General features: G+C 53.3%; 21 protein-coding genes. 7 read left to right on the forward strand and 14 right to left on the reverse strand.

What is annotated here, in order from left to right:
- Positions 1-25: 25 nt before the first annotated feature.
- From KGP26_RS25590 to KGP26_RS25605, 4 genes are all read right to left on the reverse strand, one after another.
- Positions 26-1,387 carry an NCS2 family permease gene (locus tag KGP26_RS25590; RefSeq protein ID WP_039995975.1) on the reverse strand — a complete coding sequence of 454 codons (1,362 nt, stop codon included), beginning with the start codon at positions 1,385-1,387 and terminating at the stop codon, positions 26-28.
- A gap of 388 nt (positions 1,388-1,775) precedes the next feature.
- Positions 1,776-2,183 (reverse strand): VOC family protein, encoded by a 408-nt coding sequence (locus KGP26_RS25595; protein WP_021180795.1) that lies wholly within the window; start codon positions 2,181-2,183, stop codon positions 1,776-1,778.
- A 46-nt stretch (positions 2,184-2,229) separates the two neighbouring features.
- Positions 2,230-2,898, reverse strand: coding sequence for a glutathione S-transferase family protein (locus KGP26_RS25600; RefSeq protein WP_059199019.1), 669 nt, complete (start codon positions 2,896-2,898; stop codon positions 2,230-2,232).
- Positions 2,895-3,119 carry a lipocalin-like domain-containing protein gene (locus KGP26_RS25605; protein ID WP_223664743.1) on the reverse strand — a complete coding sequence of 75 codons (225 nt, stop codon included), beginning with the start codon at positions 3,117-3,119 and terminating at the stop codon, positions 2,895-2,897. Before KGP26_RS25605 ends, KGP26_RS25600 begins: the two co-directional genes overlap by 4 nt.
- A gap of 211 nt (positions 3,120-3,330) precedes the next feature.
- Here KGP26_RS25605 and KGP26_RS25610 point away from each other — a divergent pair, with 211 nt between their 5' ends.
- The 4 genes from KGP26_RS25610 (at position 3,331) to KGP26_RS25625 (ending at position 6,216) form a co-directional block, all read left to right on the forward strand.
- Positions 3,331-3,591, forward strand: a complete 261-nt coding sequence (locus KGP26_RS25610) for a YdgH/BhsA/McbA-like domain containing protein (protein ID WP_021180798.1) — start codon at positions 3,331-3,333, stop codon at positions 3,589-3,591.
- 196 nt (positions 3,592-3,787) lie between these two features.
- Entirely contained in the window at positions 3,788-4,537 is a 750-nt protein-coding gene (locus KGP26_RS25615; protein ID WP_223664744.1) for a 3-oxoacyl-ACP reductase family protein, read from the forward strand.
- 295 nt (positions 4,538-4,832) lie between these two features.
- Positions 4,833-5,510 (forward strand): hypothetical protein, encoded by a 678-nt coding sequence (locus KGP26_RS25620; protein WP_094982837.1) that lies wholly within the window; start codon positions 4,833-4,835, stop codon positions 5,508-5,510.
- Entirely contained in the window at positions 5,485-6,216 is a 732-nt protein-coding gene (locus KGP26_RS25625) for a Fic family protein (protein WP_094982838.1), read from the forward strand. Before KGP26_RS25620 ends, KGP26_RS25625 begins: the two co-directional genes overlap by 26 nt.
- 97 nt (positions 6,217-6,313) lie before the next feature.
- Here the strand turns inward: KGP26_RS25625 and ssb1 are convergent, their stop codons facing one another.
- Positions 6,314-6,856: a single-stranded DNA-binding protein SSB1 gene (gene ssb1 / locus KGP26_RS25630; RefSeq protein ID WP_024483970.1), complete on the reverse strand. Its 543-nt coding sequence runs from the start codon at positions 6,854-6,856 to the stop codon at positions 6,314-6,316.
- Between the two features lie 287 nt (positions 6,857-7,143).
- On the opposite strand from ssb1, the gene uvrA reads away from it, so the two are divergent.
- On the forward strand, positions 7,144-9,972 hold the full coding sequence (gene uvrA / locus KGP26_RS25635; RefSeq protein ID WP_024528000.1) for an excinuclease ABC subunit UvrA: 2,829 nt from the start codon (positions 7,144-7,146) through the stop codon (positions 9,970-9,972).
- A gap of 218 nt (positions 9,973-10,190) precedes the next feature.
- Here the strand turns inward: uvrA and KGP26_RS25640 are convergent, their stop codons facing one another.
- The 4 genes from KGP26_RS25640 to KGP26_RS25655 all read right to left on the reverse strand — a co-directional run bounded on the left by KGP26_RS25640 (position 10,191) and on the right by KGP26_RS25655 (position 13,317).
- Positions 10,191-10,610 carry a DUF1090 domain-containing protein gene (locus KGP26_RS25640; protein ID WP_094982840.1) on the reverse strand — a complete coding sequence of 140 codons (420 nt, stop codon included), beginning with the start codon at positions 10,608-10,610 and terminating at the stop codon, positions 10,191-10,193.
- A gap of 372 nt (positions 10,611-10,982) precedes the next feature.
- Positions 10,983-11,336 carry an MmcQ/YjbR family DNA-binding protein gene (locus tag KGP26_RS25645; protein ID WP_021180803.1) on the reverse strand — a complete coding sequence of 118 codons (354 nt, stop codon included), beginning with the start codon at positions 11,334-11,336 and terminating at the stop codon, positions 10,983-10,985.
- 245 nt (positions 11,337-11,581) lie between these two features.
- A complete protein-coding gene (locus KGP26_RS25650; protein WP_223664745.1) occupies positions 11,582-12,775 on the reverse strand; it encodes an amino acid aminotransferase in 1,194 nt (397 codons plus the stop codon).
- A 74-nt stretch (positions 12,776-12,849) separates the two neighbouring features.
- Positions 12,850-13,317 carry an Lrp/AsnC family transcriptional regulator gene (locus tag KGP26_RS25655; protein WP_161739182.1) on the reverse strand — a complete coding sequence of 156 codons (468 nt, stop codon included), beginning with the start codon at positions 13,315-13,317 and terminating at the stop codon, positions 12,850-12,852.
- A 224-nt stretch (positions 13,318-13,541) separates the two neighbouring features.
- On the opposite strand from KGP26_RS25655, the gene KGP26_RS25660 reads away from it, so the two are divergent.
- Positions 13,542-14,309 carry a transporter substrate-binding domain-containing protein gene (locus KGP26_RS25660; protein WP_223664746.1) on the forward strand — a complete coding sequence of 256 codons (768 nt, stop codon included), beginning with the start codon at positions 13,542-13,544 and terminating at the stop codon, positions 14,307-14,309.
- Between the two features lie 74 nt (positions 14,310-14,383).
- Here KGP26_RS25660 and alr read toward each other — a convergent pair whose 3' ends face one another.
- Both alr and dnaB read right to left on the reverse strand, forming a co-directional pair.
- Positions 14,384-15,463: an alanine racemase gene (gene alr / locus KGP26_RS25665; protein WP_094982842.1), complete on the reverse strand. Its 1,080-nt coding sequence runs from the start codon at positions 15,461-15,463 to the stop codon at positions 14,384-14,386.
- Positions 15,464-15,480: 17 nt separating this feature from the next.
- The gene (gene dnaB, locus KGP26_RS25670) at positions 15,481-16,893 is read right to left on the reverse strand and encodes a replicative DNA helicase (protein ID WP_024483977.1); all 1,413 of its coding nucleotides are present in this window, start codon (positions 16,891-16,893) and stop codon (positions 15,481-15,483) included.
- Between the two features lie 167 nt (positions 16,894-17,060).
- Between dnaB and KGP26_RS25675 the strand changes: the two genes are divergently transcribed.
- Complete coding sequence (locus KGP26_RS25675; RefSeq protein ID WP_094982843.1) at positions 17,061-18,050, forward strand: quinone oxidoreductase; 990 nt, start codon at positions 17,061-17,063, stop codon at positions 18,048-18,050.
- Positions 18,051-18,345: 295 nt separating this feature from the next.
- Here the strand turns inward: KGP26_RS25675 and pspG are convergent, their stop codons facing one another.
- The 3 genes from pspG to KGP26_RS25690 form a co-directional block, all read right to left on the reverse strand.
- On the reverse strand, positions 18,346-18,564 hold the full coding sequence (pspG, locus tag KGP26_RS25680) for an envelope stress response protein PspG (protein ID WP_021180810.1): 219 nt from the start codon (positions 18,562-18,564) through the stop codon (positions 18,346-18,348).
- Between the two features lie 158 nt (positions 18,565-18,722).
- Entirely contained in the window at positions 18,723-19,733 is a 1,011-nt protein-coding gene (gene dusA, locus KGP26_RS25685) for a tRNA dihydrouridine(20/20a) synthase DusA (protein ID WP_024528008.1), read from the reverse strand.
- Between the two features lie 153 nt (positions 19,734-19,886).
- Entirely contained in the window at positions 19,887-20,459 is a 573-nt protein-coding gene (locus tag KGP26_RS25690; protein ID WP_059199028.1) for a sugar O-acetyltransferase, read from the reverse strand.
- Positions 20,460-20,631 lie beyond the last annotated feature (172 nt).

The raw sequence follows: 20,631 nt of genomic DNA on the forward strand, positions 1-20,631 counted from the left end.
GAGGATGGCCCCGTAGAAGAAAGGCTTAAATTGCCCAACCACCCGCATAGAATGCCACCAGCGCCACCGCGATTAACACGGTACCGATGTTCAGCCTACGCCATTCACCGGAGAACACGCGGCCAATCACCAGCGAGCTGAAGCCCAGCATGATGCCCGTCACAATGTTACAGGTCAGCACGATAAACACCGCGCACAGCAAACCGGCCATGGCGTCGACAAAGTCGTCGAAATCCAGCTTGGTGACGTTGCTCAACATCAGCAGGCCAACGTACATCAGCGCAGGAGCGGTAGCGTACACTGGCACCAGATAGGACAGCGGCGACAGGAACAGGATCAGCAGGAATAACAGCCCAACCACGGTGGCCGTCAGGCCGGTTTTACCGCCCGCCGCCGTACCTGCGGCAGATTCGATATAAACCGCGGCAGGTGCAGCCCCAACCAGCCCGGAGAAAATGCTGCTCAGGGAATCAGAGGTCAGCGCTTTGCCACCGTTAATGATCTGGCCATCTTTATCCAGCAGATTGGCCTGCCCGGCGACCGCACGGATGGTGCCAGTGGCGTCAAACACCGCAGTCATTACCAATGCCAACACGCTTGGCAACACCACCGGCTGTAACGCCCCCATGATATCCAGGCTGAAGATCAGCGATTTGCCATCCGGCCCCGCCAGGCTAGGCATGGCGAACAACCCTTGGTATTTCACCGCCGGGTCGAAAATCAGGCCGATAACCGAAATGGCAATAATGACCAGCAAGATGCCGCCAGGTACACGCAGTTTTTCCAGGCCGAAGATCACCGCCAAGCCGATTAACGTCATCACCACCGGAAACGAGGTAAATGCTCCCAGCGCTACAGGCAAACCATCCAGCGGATTTTTCACCACCAGGCCGACACCGTTAGCCGCGATCAACAGCAGGAACAGACCGATACCAATGCCGGTGCCGTGCGCTACTCCCATTGGCAGGTTACGCAGGATCCAGGAACGGATACCGGTAATCGAGATAATGGTAAACAGGATCCCCATCAGGAATACCGCGCCCAGCGCCACGGGAATGCTGATCTGCTGACCCAGCACCAGACTAAAGGCGGTGAACGCCGTCAGTGAAATGGCACAACCAATCGCCATCGGCAGGTTGGCCCACAAGCCCATCAGCAACGACCCCAAACCGGCAACCAGGCAGGTGGCAACGAATACCGCAGTCGGTGGGAAACCGGCTTTACCCAGCATGCTGGGAACCACGATCACCGAGTAGACCATCGCCAGGAAGGTGGTTAACCCTGCCACCACTTCCTGACGCACGTTGGTACCCCGTGCTGTAAGTTTAAAATACGCATCAAGCCCGCCTTTGGGTGTCACGGCGTTATTTGCTTGAGAATTCGACATGTTGCTGTCCCCTGTTTTTCATTGCTGCCAGCCTGGATGAAGTGGCTTGTTATCCCACTGATGCATGGTCATTACGAAACCGTTTCCGTCACGTTCGCTTCCTTACCCTTCAGGAACGCGGCAACAGACGCCGTGTAAAAGGCAAACGTTTAACTCTCATCGCATGCAGCGGGTGATTTATGATGGTCTTATCCCCAAAAATCCCAAACGCTACCGGGTGGGATTTTCAAGGCAAACGATTATCTAGCCTTCTATGCCGTCTGATCAACTAAAGATCGCGACAATTTATGCGAAAACGTATTGGGATCGCTCATTGTTGAAGATGTGAGGTTTATCACATTACGACTTGAAGAGGAGAGATCGCCCCGACAGCTTGGGGCGGAAAAGATTATTGCGATTGCATCGCCTGCTCATCCATGTACATCAACTCCCAGATATGACCGTCCAAATCCTGGAAGCCATGGCCATACATAGTGCCGTAATCCTGTGGCTGATTATAGGTATTGCCACCGGCGGCAATGGCTTTGCGTACCAACGCGTCTACCGCAGCACGGCTGGGTTGCGACAGGCAAATCAGCACTTCCGTCGCTTTGTTGGCATCGCTGACGGGATTGGGGGTAAACAGTTGGAATTTCTCGTGAGTCAGCAACATCACGTAAATACTCTCACTCACGACCATGCAGGCGGCAGTGTCATCGGTAAACTGCGGGTTGAAGATAAACCCCAGTTGGCGGAAGAACTCGATAGAAGCGGGCAAATTGCTGACGGGCAGGTTAACAAAAATTTGCGTAGCCATGGGCTACCTCCTATGAAAGTGACCCTATCGAGTATAGTTCAAGCCTTCACCCCAGCACGCTAAACGGCCCCCCCTGTTCCAGAGCCCGTTGATATGCAGGACGCGCGTGAATGCGTTGCAGGTAGTCTTGCAGTTTCGGGCACCCCTCCAGCCCGCCTCGCCCAGCTAGCGCCTCCACAGGGAAACTCATCTGGATATCCGCAGCGCTGAATTCATTGCCTACAAACCAGGTACTTTTATTCAGGTGTTGCTCCAGATAATCGCGATGCGTGACAATCTGCTTATCCAGATACTCTCTCTGTACCCCTTTACCGATCGCCCCGGCAATCGGGCGTATCACCCATGGGATCGGCGGGTGTCCTAAACGGCTAAACACCAGTTTCATTACCAGCAGCGGCATCAACGACCCTTCTGCATAGTGCAGCCAATAGCGATACTCCTGGCGAGCGTGAAAATCCGTGGGCGTGAATAACCCTTGTGCGTCATAGGCTTCCTGCAGGTATTCAATAATGGCGCCCGACTCGGCCAGTGTCAGATCGCCGTCTACCACTACCGGCGATTTGCCCAACGGGTGGATCTTTTTCAATTCGGGCGGTGCCAGCATGGTGGTTTTATCGCGTTGATAACGCAGAACCTGATAGGGAACACCGAGCTCCTCCAGAAACCATAAAATGCGCTGCGAACGCGAGTTGTTCAGATGATGCACGATAATCATGATTTTTCTCCCTCAGCGGCCTGGAGCCGTTGCCACACCAATTCGCCAATTTGCACGCGGTTATCCAGCTGCAACGGTACGGTGCGTAATGTGAGTGTCTCGCCAGTGAAACTGTAGAAGCGGATCTGCTGGCTACCCAGCCAGTTGGGGAACGAACCCCCCTCGACCCGATGAATGACGCACTGTTTATCTTCATCAATCCGATAGTGGCCAACTGCCAATAAACTGATTCGTTGTCATCACATTCGCTCCCTTGACGCCCAGGTTAAAAGGTAGTTGTGATTTCAACTATCGCCAACCCTACGTATAATTCAATTTATTTGATGTAGATACTCAAAACTCTCCGATTTTCCATTACCGCCAAGTGGCCTATCATTCAACACATCGAGAGACAACGGCCTCTCACCTAACAAAACCCCTGAGGATTGAATTATGAAAAGCATCAAAATTTTTGCTACCGCTGTACTGTTAACTTCCGCTTCTTTCGCCAGCATTGCCGCTGACCAGGTCACCAGCCAGCCAACTGCCGACTCACAGAAAATCGGTGTGGTTTCCGTAAGCGGTGCCAGCAACCTGAGCGCTCTGGAAGCCGAACTGGCAAGCAAAGCGGCCGCATCCGGTGCCAACTCTTACCGTATCGTTTCCGCCGGTGGCCAGAACAAGCTTTACGGCACAGCAGAAATTTTTAACTAATCGTCAGATTATGAGCCCCGCAAGGGGCTTTTCGCGTTTTAACCGGTAATACAAACCGGAACAACCAGACTACTCTATAATGTAACCCATCCCCGCCAGCCAACCGGCACATGGCCCATTTTGGCAATCCCCTGCCTGCGTTTTCCCAGATACTGCAGTTGCTATTTATAACCATTACAACTTTTGGAGAGATATCATGTCGGTAACCCAACTTCTGTCTGGCCGAGTAGCTTTTGTCCAAGGTGGTTCACGCGGTATCGGTGCCGCCATCGTTAAACGCCTGGCACGTGAAGGCGCTACCGTCGCATTCACCTACGTTTCCTCCCCCGATAAAGCCGATGAGGTGGTTGAAGCCATTACGGCGGCTGGCGGTCAAGCCATTGCCATCCGTGCAGACAGTGCCGACGCAGAGGCTCTGCAACAGGCTATACGCCAGACGGTAAACAGCTTCGGCAAGCTGGATATTCTGGTGAATAACGCGGGCGTACTGGCAATGGGTAACCTGGAGGAATTGTCGTTAGCAGATCTGGATCGCACGCTGGCCGTTAACGTCCGCAGCGTATTTGTTGCCAGCCAGGAGGCCGCCCGCCATATGAATGATAATGGTCGCATTATCAATATCGGCAGCACCAACGCCGAGCGTATGCCGTTTGCCGGTGGAGCGATCTACGCCATGAGCAAGTCGGCGCTGGTCGGCTTAACCAAGGGCATGGCTCGCGATCTGGGTTCACGCGGCATTACCGTCAATAACGTCCAGCCCGGCCCGGTAGATACCGATATGAACCCGGCAGATGGCGATTTTGCCGAACAGTTGAAACCGATGATGGCCGTTGGCCGTTATGGTAAGGATGAAGAGATTGCCAGCTTTGTGGCTTATCTGGCGGGGCCGGAGGCGGGATATATCACCGGTGCCAGCCTGACGATTGACGGTGGCTTCTCAGCGTAATGCCCTAGACAAACTGCTCCTACTAAAAAGGGGCAGTTTAGTTAAGTACTTAATTACCAGTTTGTAGATCCCCGCTGCCGCTATAATATTCTTATCATCAGATAGAGTAAAACCCGATGAATTATATTTCAGTACTTTCAAGAGGACCTGGAACGCTGCAAATAAATTTTAATAATAAAGTCACTCATCCTAGCTGAGCCAATGTAGGCCACGACCTCACGAACTGAAGTCAACTTGAAAAAAGGTTTAAAAAGCACTAAAATGGTCAAAATATACACACCACTGGAGTGTGGAGATGTCAATCAAAGACAAATTAATAAAAGCGTTAGAAAACAGCCCAGACAGCATTGTTTTGCGCCATGAGCTTTCAGCCCTTGGCGGACGTACGCAAGTCACAGATAGTCTGAGGGATCTGGTTGCTTCCGGCTTCCTGACTAAGCCTGGCTTAGGTATTTACGTTAAAAACGAGCACCGGCAGTATAAGGGTCTATACAATTCAGATCGTTGTATCACAGTAGTCAAAGAGATATTTAAAAAACTCGACACTCCGGTCAAAGATATCAAAATAGACCATATTGCCGGGCAAGATATTTGCATTGTTGATATCGGCGCTCAGCGAGTTTCACGCAAGCTGGAAATAAACGGGATCCCCATCCGCTATAGTAATAATCAAAAAATATCTAACGGGGATTATTTATTATCACAAGATGTCGATGATTTACCAACCAAAGGTGTACGAAAGTTTATCGAAAAACTTGCCGCTGCACATGGCATTCAATATCAACGTACAGGCTTGGATGACTTTGCCGAATCCGTTACTCGATTGGCCGGTGACGAAATAGAGCTCGACATAACAGAGAAGCTGCTTATCGCACTGAAGAAAAAGGACTTGATTAGCGGGCGACAGCTTGCCCGTCTAATGACCAATTATATGAGGGAAGTGAAAAATGTTCGATCCGTTCGGCGACTATGAAACGGCAGGATATCTCAGGAACATTGAGGGTATTAAAGATCTTGATGAGCTGAAACGTCAGGAACATGTATTCTTCGAAGCCAATCTTGAAGAGGCGCTCTCATATCTTCACGCGATCAAAGGTAAACTCACCTATTCGAATTTCCTGCAAGTTCATCGCTTACTTTTCGGCGAGTTTTACCCTTGGGCCGGTCAGGATAGGCTAATGTTAGGGGTCGGCCGATTGGTGAGCAAAGGCAAGCGAATACAATTCGAAGTCTCCGAGCGTTGCCAACACGCAATCGAGTGGGGCTTATCCAAGGGCAACGATGCTGCCATCCTAAGGCGACAACCGGGAACGGTGATGGGTATCTTTGCCTGGGGCCATCCTTTTCTTGATGGAAACGGCAGAACAATGCTGCTGGTTCATAGCGAACTTTGCCACCGAGCTGGCTTTTCGATTGACTGGGGCGCATCACAAAAAAATGCTTACCTAAAAGCACTCACATTAGAGATTGAGAATCCTCAAGGAAAACATCTCGATAACTATCTCCTTCCTTTTTGCTCCAAGACTCGACACAAGGATCTACTGCAACACTTAATGTCACTATCTGGGCTGGATGGTCGAAATAGGACAAGTTTGCCCGATATCGTTTATAAAGCAGATGACCCCGAGGCAAACGCAGCTTACCAAGACATTAAACGAGCGCGCGGTGAGAGCATTTAGGTAAGCAAGTTGAACTCGAAGAGATAGATGGCGATGTGGCTAACACTGAAATACCAGCAGCCAAAGGCTGCTGGTATTTTTCAACAAAACGGCGCAATCAGAACGGAATATCGTCGTCAAAGTCCATTGGCGGTTCGTTGCTGGCCGCTGGTGCGCTGTTTTGCGCTGGGCGAGCCTGCTGCTGTTGACCACCGCTGAACTGGTTGCCACCCTGTGGCTGCTGAGGTTGACCCCAACCGCCCTGCTGGCCACCCGCTGGAGCGCCGCCGCCTGCTGGAGCACCACCACCTTGGCGGCCGCCCAACATCTGCATGGTGCCACCCACGTTGACCACGATTTCGGTGGTGTATTTTTCTACGCCCGCCTGATCGGTCCATTTACGGGTCTGCAATGCACCCTCGATGTAAACCTGGGAACCTTTACGCAGGTATTCACCCGCCACTTCTGCCAGCTTGCCGAACAACACCACGCGGTGCCATTCCGTTTTTTCTTTCTGCTCGCCAGTAGCCTTGTCACGCCAGCTCTCGGAGGTCGCCAGGGTAATGTTGGCAACTGCGCCGCCATTAGGCATGTAACGGACCTCAGGGTCTTGACCCAGATTCCCGACCAAAATTACTTTGTTTACGCCTCTGCTGGCCATGTTCGATCTCCCGATGAGTCATTTAAGTGGATTCAGACCACATTTTGGATAGTCTAAACCACAAATTGTAGCATGCCACCTGCTTAGATTATACCTGCGAAGTGCCTTCCAAAAATGTCCCGGCGATCGACCTTGTTGCATTCGTATACTGGATATTCATTCAGGTTTTTTTGTGCCATAATTATGCGTTTCGTACTGGCCGAGCCGTTTTTTTGCGCAATAGATCACATAATCGCCCACAAAAGAACGCAGACAGGCGCGGTGTATCATCAAGACGGGAAGTGTAAATGGACAATATCGAAGTTCGTGGTGCTCGAACCCACAATCTCAAAAACATCAACCTGATTATCCCGCGCGACAAGCTGATCGTCGTCACCGGTTTATCAGGTTCAGGCAAGTCCTCACTGGCTTTTGATACCCTGTATGCCGAGGGGCAGCGGCGCTACGTTGAGTCGCTCTCTGCCTACGCTCGCCAGTTTCTTTCGCTGATGGAAAAACCGGACGTCGACCATATTGAAGGTCTGTCCCCGGCGATCTCCATCGAACAGAAATCGACCTCGCATAACCCGCGCTCCACGGTCGGGACCATCACCGAGATCCACGATTACCTGCGCCTGCTGTTTGCCCGCGTCGGCGAACCGCGTTGTCCGGATCACCACGTTCCGCTGGCAGCACAAACCGTCAGCCAGATGGTGGATAACGTGCTCAACCAGCCGGAAGGCAAACGCCTGATGCTGTTGGCCCCGGTGGTGAAAGATCGTAAGGGCGAACACACCAAAACGCTGGAAAACCTGGCAACCCAGGGCTATATCCGCGCGCGTATCGACGGTGAAGTGTGCGATCTCTCCGATCCGCCAAAACTGGAGCTGCAAAAGAAACACACTATTGAAGTGGTAGTGGACCGTTTCAAAGTGCGTGACGATCTGGCACAGCGTTTGGCCGAATCGTTTGAAACCGCATTGGAACTGTCCGGCGGTACCGCCGTGGTCGCCGATATGGATGACGAAAAGGCCGATGAACTGCTGTTCTCCGCCAACTTTGCCTGCCCCATCTGCGGCTACAGCATGCGCGAGCTGGAACCCCGGCTGTTCTCGTTCAACAACCCGGCCGGCGCCTGCCCAACCTGTGACGGACTGGGCGTGCAGCAGTTCTTCGATCCTGAGCGTGTGGTTCAGAACCCCGAGCTTTCTCTGGCCGGTGGGGCTATCCGCGGTTGGGACCGCCGTAATTTCTATTATTTCCAGATGCTGCGCTCGCTGGCGGAGCACTATAGCTTTGATGTGGAAGCCCCGTTCAGCAGCCTGGATGCCAACGTGCAGAAAGCGGTACTGAGCGGTTCGGGCAAAGAGTCGATCGAATTCAAATACATCAACGATCGCGGTGACACCACCGTGCGCCGCCATCCGTTTGAAGGCGTGCTGCATAATATGGAGCGCCGCTACAAAGAAACCGAATCCAGCGCGGTGCGTGAAGAGCTGGCCAAATTTATCAGCAACCGTCCTTGCGCCTCGTGCCGTGGCACCCGCCTGCGTGAAGAAGCCCGTAACGTGTTCGTGGAAGATACTACGCTGCCGGAGATCTCTGAGCTCAGCATCGGCCATGCCATGACCTTCTTCCAGAATATGAAGCTGAGCGGTCAACGTGCCCAGATCGCCGAGAAGGTGTTGAAAGAGATCGGCGATCGTCTGAAGTTCCTGGTTAACGTCGGGCTGAACTACCTTTCACTGTCACGCTCTGCGGAAACGCTGTCCGGCGGTGAAGCCCAGCGTATTCGCCTGGCAAGCCAGATCGGTGCTGGTCTGGTAGGCGTGATGTACGTGCTGGATGAGCCATCTATTGGCCTGCACCAGCGCGATAACGAACGCTTGCTGGAAACCCTGATCCACCTGCGTAACCTGGGTAACACGGTGATCGTGGTAGAACACGATGAAGACGCGATCCGCGCAGCCGACCACGTGATCGATATCGGCCCTGGTGCCGGTGTTCACGGCGGCCAGGTGGTAGCGGAAGGCACCGTCGATGACATCATGGCCCAACCGGATTCACTGACCGGCCAGTTCCTTAGCGGCAAGCGCTCAATCGCCATTCCGGCCGAACGCGTGCCCGCGGATCCGACCAAAGTGCTGAAACTCAGCGGCGCACGCGGCAACAACCTGAAAGACGTGACGCTTACGCTGCCTGTCGGGCTGTTTACCTGCATTACCGGCGTTTCCGGTTCCGGCAAGTCGACGCTGATCAACGATACGCTGTTCCCGATCGCCCAACGCCAGCTCAACGGTGCAACCATTGCCGAAGCGGCTCCTTACCGCGAAGTGACCGGCCTGGAACATTTCGACAAGGTGATCGATATCGATCAGAGCCCCATTGGCCGTACGCCACGCTCTAACCCGGCCACCTATACCGGGATCTTCACCCCGGTGCGTGAACTGTTTGCCGGGGTACCTGAATCCCGTACCCGTGGCTACACGCCGGGCCGTTTCAGCTTTAACGTCAAGGGCGGCCGCTGCGAAGCCTGCCAGGGCGACGGCGTGATCAAGGTTGAGATGCACTTCCTGCCGGATATCTACGTGCCTTGCGACCAGTGCAAAGGCAAACGCTATAACCGCGAAACGTTGGAAGTGAAGTACAAGGGTAAAAACATCCACGAAGTGCTGGAAATGACCATTGAGGAAGCCCGTGACTTCTTCGATGCCGTGCCCGCCTTGGCGCGTAAGCTGCAAACGTTGATGGAGGTTGGGCTTTCCTATATCCGTCTCGGGCAGTCTGCCACCACCCTTTCCGGTGGTGAGGCGCAGCGTGTGAAACTGGCGCGTGAGCTGTCGAAGCGGGGTACTGGTCAGACGCTGTATATCCTCGATGAGCCTACTACTGGCCTACACTTCGCCGATATCCAGCAGTTGCTGGCGGTACTGCATCAGTTACGCGATCAGGGCAACACCATCGTGGTGATTGAACACAACCTGGACGTCATCAAGACGGCGGACTGGATCGTCGATCTGGGGCCGGAAGGCGGCAGCGGCGGCGGTGAGATCCTGGTGTCCGGCACGCCGGAAACCGTGGCCAACTGTAAAGAGTCTCATACCGCGCGGTTCCTGAAACCGATGTTGCAGAGATAACACCGTGGCCAACATGCCGAACACCAAGCTCGGCATGTTGGCCGTTATTACGGCGCAACCTAGGGACAGCAATAAGTTTCCACCTTAGAATGGCAGGAGCGGATTTGGGGTTTTAACTATCACACGGATATGTAAGTGCCGCGCAGTGGTGAAATAACTCTCACCACCCAAATTCAGCATTATTTATCTGCAGCTAAAATATACTCATATCGGCAAGGCTACCTTCCCCATGACTCCACCTGCTTCAGTTCAAATTCGGCCTCAGCTAATTTTCTCTGTCGCTTAGCAATTTTGCTCGGTTTGCCTTTGAGCTGTGCTTCATATAGCTCTTGTTTTCTTTTCTCTACCTTACGTTGCTTCTTGGCAATATCATACTGGCGATCGAATTCGAACGGCTGAGTGGCAGGTGCATAATCGTATCTATTATAACGGCCTTTGTAACCACCGTGGCAGTAGGTCTGCACATTGGCCAAGGCCCGATTCAGCCCCTCAACACGATGGACATTGCCATAACGCGTCGCGTACTCGAGCTGCTCTCGCAGTTTTTGTTCTTTTATTGCACAATTTGGCGCCGCCAATGATAATGAGGAATAAACGAGCAGTGGCAGTACGAGAAATATTGAATGATGCAGTTTCATAATTAAATTTCCTTTTAGTAGGTTCCCCTACGGATCCCTTATCCTTATTTGCCTTTAAGCAGATTGATATAGACGCATTAATAACACAGTCATAATTTAAATTCCAATGAGAACTCTCTTAATTAACAGCTCCGTGTATTGAAAATAAATTATCACCCTATTTTTATCAATATTAAAATATGCACCAATTAATAGAAAATAAACTAATTAGTGGAATTAAACCAAAAAAAAACCTTGCCAATCCTGTTTCTCAGAACTAAATAACGCAGTAAACGATATTGGCCTACAAAATAAAATTTCCCCATAGGTATCGGGGGCGTAGTCCTCTGGCCTGTCGCCACTCTGAGCCAACAGGCCTGGCCACCTATAAATTCAAATGCGCAGCTCTTGGCGCACCTGATCGGGCAACCCTTCCAGCACCAAACGATATGAGCTGTCGATCAAATGATAAAACTGCGAATTGGGCAAGTTGCCGTCCAGAAATACCGCGTTCCAATGGGCTTTATTCAAATGTTCGCAGGGGACGATTTCCGGATGCTGCTCACGTAGGCTTTCCGCCAGCTCCGGGCTGCTTTTGATCGCCAACGCTGGGCGACCCTGCACTTCACACACCATAGCGAACATGACATCACCCACCTTGATCTGGCTGGCCTGCCATTGGTTTTGATCGCTTTGGTGTGCGCCAGGTTTCGCCATGCAGTATTCCAGCAGTGCTGAGTTATTCATTGGGTTATTTCCCGAAAGACACAATGCGGCGCGAACCACTGTGAGTATGCTGTTACCAGCCAGATACCCTGCCAATCAGATAGAGAACCGCGCCTGGTCGCTGAAAGCAAGGCTTGATGGCGCATGAGAAAAATCTCAGCGCCCTCAGTCAGTATATTCTTTATCCAGTTGGCGGCAACCGCCAGCACGCAGAAACAACAAGGGGCGATATCGCTATCGCCCCTAAAATCAATGCATTCAGCTCGTTACTGCACCGCGGCAAAGGCCTCGGCCACTTGACGAACGTTATTGTGGTTCAGGCCCGCCACACACATACGACCGCTGTGGATCAGATAGACACCGAACTCTTCACGCAGCCGGTCAACCTGAGCCGCGCTGAAGCCGGTGTAGCTGAACATGCCGCGCTGCTCGAGCAGGTAATCGAAGTTACGCTGTGGCAACGCGCCCTTGAGCGTTTCGACCAGCGCTTTACGCATCTCCAGAATACGGTTGCGCATGGACTCCACTTCGGCCAACCATTGCGCTTTCAACTGCGCATCGTTCAGCACTTTTGCCACCACCTGAGCACCGAAGTTCGGTGGGCTGGAGTAGTTACGGCGCACGGTCGCTTTCAGCTGCCCCAGCACACGCTCGGCGGCTTCGCTGCTTTCACACACCACAGAAAGCCCACCCACGCGCTCACCGTACAGTGAGAAGATTTTCGAGAATGAGTTGCTCACCAGGCACGGCAAACCGGCAGCAGCAATGGCGCGAATGGCGTAGGCATCCTGATCCATTCCGCCGCCAAAGCCTTGATAGGCGATGTCGAGGAACGGGATCAGTTCACGTTCGGCGATCACGTTAACCACCTGATCCCACTGGGCATTGGTGAGATCGGAACCGGTCGGGTTATGACAGCAAGGATGCAGCAGGGCAATGCTCTTGGCCGGCAGCTGTTGCAGCGTGCTCAGCATGGCATCAAATTTCACCCCCAGTTTTTCACCGTCGAAATAGGGGTAAGTATTCACTTTGAAACCGGCGCCACCAAAGATGGCCACGTGGTTTTCCCAAGTCGGATCGCTGACCCAAACCTGAGAGTCCGGGAAATAGCTTTTCAGGAAGTCAGCCCCCACTTTCAACGCACCAGAACCGCCCACGGTTTGAACGGTGGCAATGCGCCCTTGTTGCAGCATGGGGTGTTCAGCACCAAATAACAGTTGCTGGATTGCGCTACGGTAAGGCTGTAGGCCTTCCATCGGCAGGTAGACCGAGGCCCCCTGTTCAACGCTGTTAAGTTGGGCTTCAGCAGCGGCAACGGCCTTCATCTGTGGGATGATGCCTTGCTCATTGTAGTAAAGGCCAATACTCAGGTTCACCTTGTGCGCACGGGGATCTTTTTTGAATTTTTCCATCAGCGACAGGATCGGGTCACCTGCATAGGCTTCAACATTCTGGAACACGGGTTGGTTCTCCTGATTTTGGTTGTTCGGGCACAGTCCCTAATATAGCCACAAATCGGCGTTGGGTTTTAGCTTTATCTGGTCACCGGAAGCAAACCGTTTTCTTTGATCCGTTCCAGCACCACCGCCGTTTTGATATGCCCGACGCTTTTATGGCGGGAAAGCTTCTGGCTGATAAACTCACTTAACGCTGGCAGGTCTGCTACCGCCACTTTCAGCAGGTAGTCGGCATCGCCGGTAGTTTTATAAACGTCAACAATTGCGTCCACTTCTGCCAGCATCTGATGGAAACTGTCGATCTGCTCTTGGGTATGGGTCAGCAGGCTTACCTCTATCAGCCCCACCAGTCCTAATCCCATCGCCTCCGGTGCCAACCTGGCGTGATACCCTTTGATCAACTGGGCCTGCTCCAGGCTGATACGGCGGCGCGAGCATTGCGAGGCCGAAAGCCCGACCAGTTCGCTCAGTTCCTGATTGGTCAGACGGCCATTGGCCTGTAACAGCGTCAGGATTTTCATATCAAAATCGTCAATGTTGTACATAGCCACCTGTAAAATGTGTTAATAAATATTGACGCTACAGACTAGCAGCTTTTTTAGCCTTGCAACCATCGGTGCTGGCGGGTTGTGAGAGACATAGCAGCAAAGCCAGCTTCCTTGCTCAGAAATGGCATAAAAAACGGCCAAATTACGCAAACCAACAACAATTAACGGCAAAACCGCGCATAAAACCACAAATGTATTTGTCGACATGAAAAGGAAATTTGATGAAAAAACTATTGCCTCTCGCCTTGCTGGTCGCCACCGGGAGCGCCAACGCACAATCCAATCTGGACAAGGTATTGCAGCAAAAAACGCTGACGGTCTGTACCACCGGCGATTACAAGCCCTACACCTTCCTGAAAGAGGATGGCAGCTACGAAGGCATTGATATCGCTATGGCCGAGTCGCTGGCCAACAGTCTGGGGGCCAAAGTGAAATGGGTAAAAACCACCTGGAAAACCCTGACGCCTGACTTCGTGGCCGGGAAATGTGATATCGCCATGGGGGGGATCTCAGTGACGCTGGAACGCCAGAAGCAGGTGTTTTTTGCCGAGCGGCTTGATACCGACGGCAAGATCCCGCTGGTACGTTGTACCGACGTGAAAAAATACCGCACCATTGAGCAGATTAACAAACCTGCGGTGCGGCTGATCGAGCCTGCCGGTGGCACTAACGAAGCCTTTGTCCGTGCTCATCTGCCCAAGGCCAACCTGACGCTGTCCCACGATAATATGGGCATTTTCCAACAGTTGGTGGATCGCAAGGCCGACGTGATGATCACCGATGCCTCCGAAGCCCTGTACCAGCAGAAACGTTATCCCAAGCTGTGTGCGGTGAACCCGGATAAGCCGATGCAGTACGGTGAGAAGGCCTATATGTTGCCGCGTGATGATATGAGTTGGAAGCTGTATGTCGATCAGTGGCTGCACTTGAGCAAGGCCAGCGGGGAGTATCAGAAGATTATCGGCCAGTGGCTGGCAGTGAAGAAGTAAAGCTCCTCCTCACCTAATACGTTAAGCGGGCGCACATGCGGCGCCCTTACGCAGTAGTGTGAGACTTGGGGAAGTTACTCGCCTATATATTCCATCGTGACGCGCTGGGTAAGCTTGGTGATCAGCTCATAGGCGCTGATGCCGCTAAAGGCAGCCACCCGTTCAACCGGCAGCTCATTGCCCCACAAAACCACTTCATCACCCACCTTATCGCTGGCATCCGGCCCCAGATCGACGGAAATCATATCCATGGAGACGCGGCCGACGATCGGTACTTCACGTCCGTTCAGCCATACCGGCGTGCCAGAAGGCGCACTGCGTGGATAACCGTCGCCATAGCCCATCGCCACTACGCCCAGGCGGGTATCTCGTTCACTCACCCATAGCCCGCCGTAGCCCACCGGTTCACCAGCTCGATGCTCACGCACCGCGATCAGGCTGGATTTCAGCGTCATGGCTGGTTGCAGCCCAAAATGATCGGCGTAGGGCTTCTCCAACGGGGATACGCCATACAGGATAATCCCCGGGCGTACCCAGTCACGATGAGCCTGTGGCCACAGCAAGATCCCACCGGAAGCCGCGATCGACTTCAGGCCCGGCTTATCGTTGGCGAAATGCTCAAAGCAGCTGATTTGCTTTTCGGTAGCATCCACCAAGGGCTCGTCGGCGCGGCTGAAGTGGCTCATGATATTGACAGGCTGAACCACGTTGCGACAGGCGCTCAAACGCTGGTAGAACGCCTCTGCCTGTTCCGGACGCACGCCCAGACGATGCATACCGCTATCGAGCTTCATCCATACCGATACCGGGTGCGCCAGTTCAACCTGCTCCAGCGCTTCAAGCTGTTCGATGCTGTGAACGGCGGTTTCGATATTATTCGCCACCAGCGCGGGCAAATCTTCAGCACAGAAAAAACCTTCCAGCAGCAGGATCGGTTTAACGATGCCACCGGCACGCAGCATCAATGCTTCGCCGATACGCGCTACGCCGTAACAGTCGGCATCTTGCAAGGTATGAGCCGTTTCCAACAGGCCATGTCCATAGGCGTTGGCTTTCACCACGGCAATCAGGCGGCTTTGCGGCGCCAGGCGACGGATCTGTTGCAGGTTGTGTCGCAGGGCGCGGCGATCGATAACAGCAGTTGCCGCTTTCATTTCAATTCCTTAGCTGATTATTCGTCATCATATTGTGGCCCCGCATAGTTATCGAAGCGTGACCACTGGCCGTTAAAGGTCAGGCGTACGGTACCAATCGGGCCGTTACGCTGCTTACCCAGAATAATTTCGGCAATCCCTTTCAGATCGCTGTTCTCGTGATAAACCTCATCACGGTAGATGAACATAATCAGGTCGGCATCCTGCTCGATGGAGCCAGATTCACGCAGGTCGGAGTTAACCGGGCGCTTATCGGCGCGCTGTTCCAGGCTACGGTTCAACTGCGACAGTGCCACCACCGGCACCTGCAGCTCTTTCGCCAACGCTTTGAGCGAGCGGGAAATTTCAGCAATCTCCAAGGTACGGTTGTCGGAGAGTGACGGCACGCGCATCAACTGCAGGTAGTCGATCATGATCAGGCTGATCCCGTCATGTTCACGGAAAATACGCCGCGCGCGGGAGCGCACTTCGGTAGGCGTCAGGCCAGAGGAGTCGTCAATATACATATTGCGCTTCTCCAGCAGGATCCCCATGGTGCTCGAGATCCGCGCCCAATCCTCGTCATCCAGTTGGCCGGTACGGATACGGGTCTGATCCACGCGCGACAGCGAGGCCAGCATACGCATCATAATCTGGTTGCAGGGCATCTCCAGGCTGAAGATCAGCACCGGTTTATCCTGCGTCATCGCGGCATGTTCGCACAGGTTCATCGCGAAGGTGGTTTTACCCATTGCCGGACGGGCCGCGACGATGATCAGGTCAGACTTTTGCAGACCGGCGGTTTTCTTGTTGAGATCGTGATAGCCGGTGTCTACGCCGGTAACACCGTCGTGCGGCTGCTGATAGAGCTGTTCAATGCGGGCGACGGTATCTTCCAGAATACGTTCGATACCTTTGGGGCCTTCATCTTTGCTGGCACGGTTTTCCGCGATCTGAAATACCCGGGATTCCGCCAGATCGAGCAGATCTTCGCTACTGCGCCCTTGCGGATCGTAACCCGCATCGGCGATTTCGTTGGCGACGGAGATCATTTCACGAACTACCGCACGTTCACGTACGATGTCGGCATATGCACCAATGTTGGCCGCACTTGGGGTGTTTTTCGATAATTCTGCCAGATAGGCAAAACCGCCCACCGTTTCCAGATCGCCTCTCTGTTCCAACGATTCGGACAGCGTGATCAGGTCGATGGGCCGGCTCATCTCCAGCAGACGCTGCATTTCGGTAAAGATCAGGCGGTGTGGACGGCTGAAGAAGTCGTTGGCGACCACGCGCTCCGCCACGTTATCCCAGCGTTCGTTATCCAGCATCAAACCGCCCAACACGGACTGCTCCGCCTCCAGCGAATGTGGCGGCATCTTCAGCCCTTCCATCTGGCGGTCTCTGGGTTCGTACGTGTTTGTCTTGTTGGTTGGTTTTTTGCCTGCCATGAAGCCTATTCTTTATTCAGTTGCGAATGGGGGTAGCTGACGCAAGAGTATACGTGATTTTCAGTCATGATTCCCTGCGCAAAAAAGGATTAATCACTGCGCAACGAGCTAGATAGTGTGGGCTGATAAGCGTAGGGTGAAAACAGCCATTTAAACGAGGTAGCGACATGTCAAAACGCATCCAATTCTCCGCCACCGGCGGCCCAGAAGTGCTGCAGTATGTTGATTTTACTCCTGTCGATCCCGCTGCGGGGGAGGTTCAGGTCGAGAACAAGGCGATCGGTATCAACTATATCGATACCTACGTACGTAGCGGCCTGTACCCACCGGCAAACTTCCCTAGCGGGTTAGGTACCGAAGCGGCTGGGGTAGTCATCAAGGTCGGGGCAGGTGTCAGCGCGGTCAAACCGGGCGATCGCGTGGTTTATGCCCAGTCCGCACTCGGTGCCTACAGCGAAGTTCACAACGTCCCGCTGGAAAAGGTAGCTATCCTGCCGGATAACCTCACTTTCGAACAGGGTGCTGCCTCGTTCCTCAAAGGGGTGACCGTACATTATCTGCTGCGACAAACCTATGAGATCAAGCCGGGCGAGGTATTCCTGTTCCATGCCGCCGCCGGGGGGGTTGGGCTGATCGCCTGCCAGTGGGCCAAAGCGTTGGGTGCCAAACTGATCGGCAGCGTGAGTTCTGACGAGAAAGCCGAGCAGGCATTGCGTGCCGGCGCCTGGGCCACCATCAACTATCGCCAGGAAAACATCGCACAGCGCGTAGCTGAACTGACCAACGGCGAAAAGGTTAACGTGGTCTATGACTCCGTAGGGCAAAGTACCTGGCAGGACTCATTGAACAGCCTGAAGCGCCGCGGGCTGATGGTAAGCTTTGGTAATGCCTCTGGCCCGGTTACCGGTGTCGATCTGGCGTTACTCAATCAGAAAGGCTCACTTTACGTCACCCGCCCTTCGCTCAATGGTTACATCACCAACCGTCAGGAATTGCAGTTTGCCAGTAACGAGCTGTTTTCGCTGATTGGCAGCGGTGCGATTAAAGTTGATGTGAAAGCGACACAGAAGTTTGCATTGGCAGATGCCCAGAGGGCACACCAGGTCCTGGAAAGCGGCCAGACCAGCGGTTCCAGCCTGCTGATCCCTGGCCTGTAGCAGCAAAAAGAAAGGGCCCTATAAGGGGCCCTTTCTAGTTTACAGCGCTTTGTAGGGGTAGAGCAGAGTCCGCCAGAGATGGGGGTTGCTTCAAGCAACACTCTTGTCAGCTCTCGCGGTGATGAAAATGATTAGCATCACTGCTGCAGAGCCATCCTAGCAGCCTCGATAAGTAAAAAATATGATTAATGTGCCGCATTCGCTTTTAAAACATCAAGCTGTGATCCCCGCCACACTGGCAAGCAATCTGCCTAGTGAGTTTCAGCGTGACTGACTGATATTTAGGCAAAAAATATTAATAGCGCCGTATCTGTGGTTTCTGCATAGAACGGTATATCCACACGCCAACCACCGCCAGGATCAGCCACGGCAGCAGTTTAAACACCATGGCAAACAGCCCGCCCAGCAGCATAAAAGCCGCGGCCACAAATAACGCAGCCATCACGCCCAGCAGTGAAATACCCGTTACCAGCAGCATGGCGACAAAGCCGATCAGAAAGAACAGTTCTAACATGGGTTGCTCCTTGGCAAAACAATAGGTCTGTCTTGTTCTTTACAAGAAACGTGCCAACTTGAAGTCAATGATAACTTATTGAAATTATATAAAAATAGCGCCACAACCGGTGGCGCCATTGGTCAAAAAAACCAACTTTTAGTCAAATTTTTTGCCGATTATGCCATTTCAGTGCGAGGTGAGCGCACCAATGCCAAAGCCTGTTCGACGGTGCGCACATCGGCCCCTGGCTTATGGGCATTTTCACTCAGATGGCGGCGCCACTGCCGCGCGCCAGGAATGCCCTGGAACAGGCCAAGAATATGGCGAGTGATGTGACCCAGATAGGTTCCGTTCGCTAGCTCGCGCTCGATGTACGGATACAGCGATTCGATAATCGCCACGCTGTCCATCACCTCGCTCTGGCGGCCGAAAATCTCGCTGTCCACCCGCGCCAGAATGCCAGGATTTTGGTACGCCTCGCGCCCCATCATCACACCGTCCAGATGCTGCAGGTGCTGTTGGGCTTCTTCCAGCGTTTTCACGCCGCCGTTGATCGCAATGGTCAACGCCGGGAAGTCACGTTTCAACTGATAAACACGCGGATAGTCCAACGGAGGGACTTCACGGTTTTCTTTCGGGCTCAGGCCGGAAAGCCAGGCTTTACGGGCATGAATGGTGAACATATCGCATTCCCCACGCCCGGCAACGGTAGAGATAAAATCGCACAGGAACTCATAGCTGTCCTGATCATCAATGCCAATACGGGTTTTTACCGTCACCGGGATCGACACCACGTCGCGCATCGCCTTGATACAGTCGGCCACCAAGGTCGCCTGCCCCATCAGACAAGCACCAAACATGCCGTTTTGTACCCGATCCGACGGGCAACCGACATTAAGGTTGATCTCGTCATAGCCACGCTGTTCCGCCAGTTTGGCACAGTGCGCCAGTGCTGCCGGATCGCTGCCCCCTAGCTGCAAAGCCACGGGGTGCTCTTCCTCGCTGTATGCCAGGTAGTCACCTTTACCGTGGATGATCGCGCCGGTGGTCACCATTTCGGTGTACAGCAGCGTTTCCTTACTCAGCAGGCGATGGAAGTAACGGCAATGGCGATCGGTCCAGTCCAGCATAGGGGCAATGGAAAAACGATTGGCGGCGTATTGGGTATTATTAATATCTTTCGTCATGCTGAGTTACTGGCTACCTGATAAGTCCGGGACTCGACAATCAGCGCGTTGTGCCGATGCCGCAAATGGCTATTATAACGGCAATCGACGGTCTTGGGGAAACCGTCGTTCATTCTGATTAGGATCTCAGAGCGGTAACGTTTTCTCTCGGCCCTATTCCAATTGTCGGATCACGCGACACGGCTGCCCAAGCGCCAACACGTTAGCCGGAATATCCTCGGTCACCACGCTGCCTGCGCCGATGGTAGTGCCATCACCAATGGTGACGCCAGGCAGGATCACCACGTTGCCGCCAATCCAGACGTTACTGCCAATCACCACCGGCTTGGCTGAGGTATGGAACGGAAAATCGGCATTGCCGGTAAACCGCTCGCTGGCCTTGAGCGGGTGGCTTGGCGTGTAGATTTGCGCGTTTGGGCCAATCAGCGTGTTATCACCAATGGTGATGGTGTTGCAGTCAAGAAACACCGCATTGACGTTGATAAAGCAATTCCTGCCAATGCTGATATGCTGGCCATAGTCGCACCAGAACGGTAATTCAATCCAGCTGTCATCACCCCATGCTGCAAACAACTCACGCAACAGACGCTGTTTCTCTTCAGACTGAGGTGAGTCCAATGCTGCGAGCTGTTTAGTCAGGCTCCTCGCCCGATGGTACATGGCAATCAGCTCATCATCACGGCTGTTATATACCTCACCACGCAGCAATTTCTCTCTTTCTGACATCCCAGGCTCCTGAAAGGTTTGACACCTTACGGGTTATACCGCCGTGCCCGAGTGGAGCCTATGACATAAAGCGGCAAATCGTGATCCACATCTCATTGTGCCTAGTCTTGCTGCGCAAAATCGCCCGATTTGCTGCGTTATCCAGGGAAAGCGGGGCAACCCTCGGCGATTG

Origin of the sequence: Serratia sp. JSRIV002, assembly GCF_019968725.1 — a bacterium.
Classification (GTDB): domain Bacteria; phylum Pseudomonadota; class Gammaproteobacteria; order Enterobacterales; family Enterobacteriaceae; genus Chania; species Chania fonticola_B.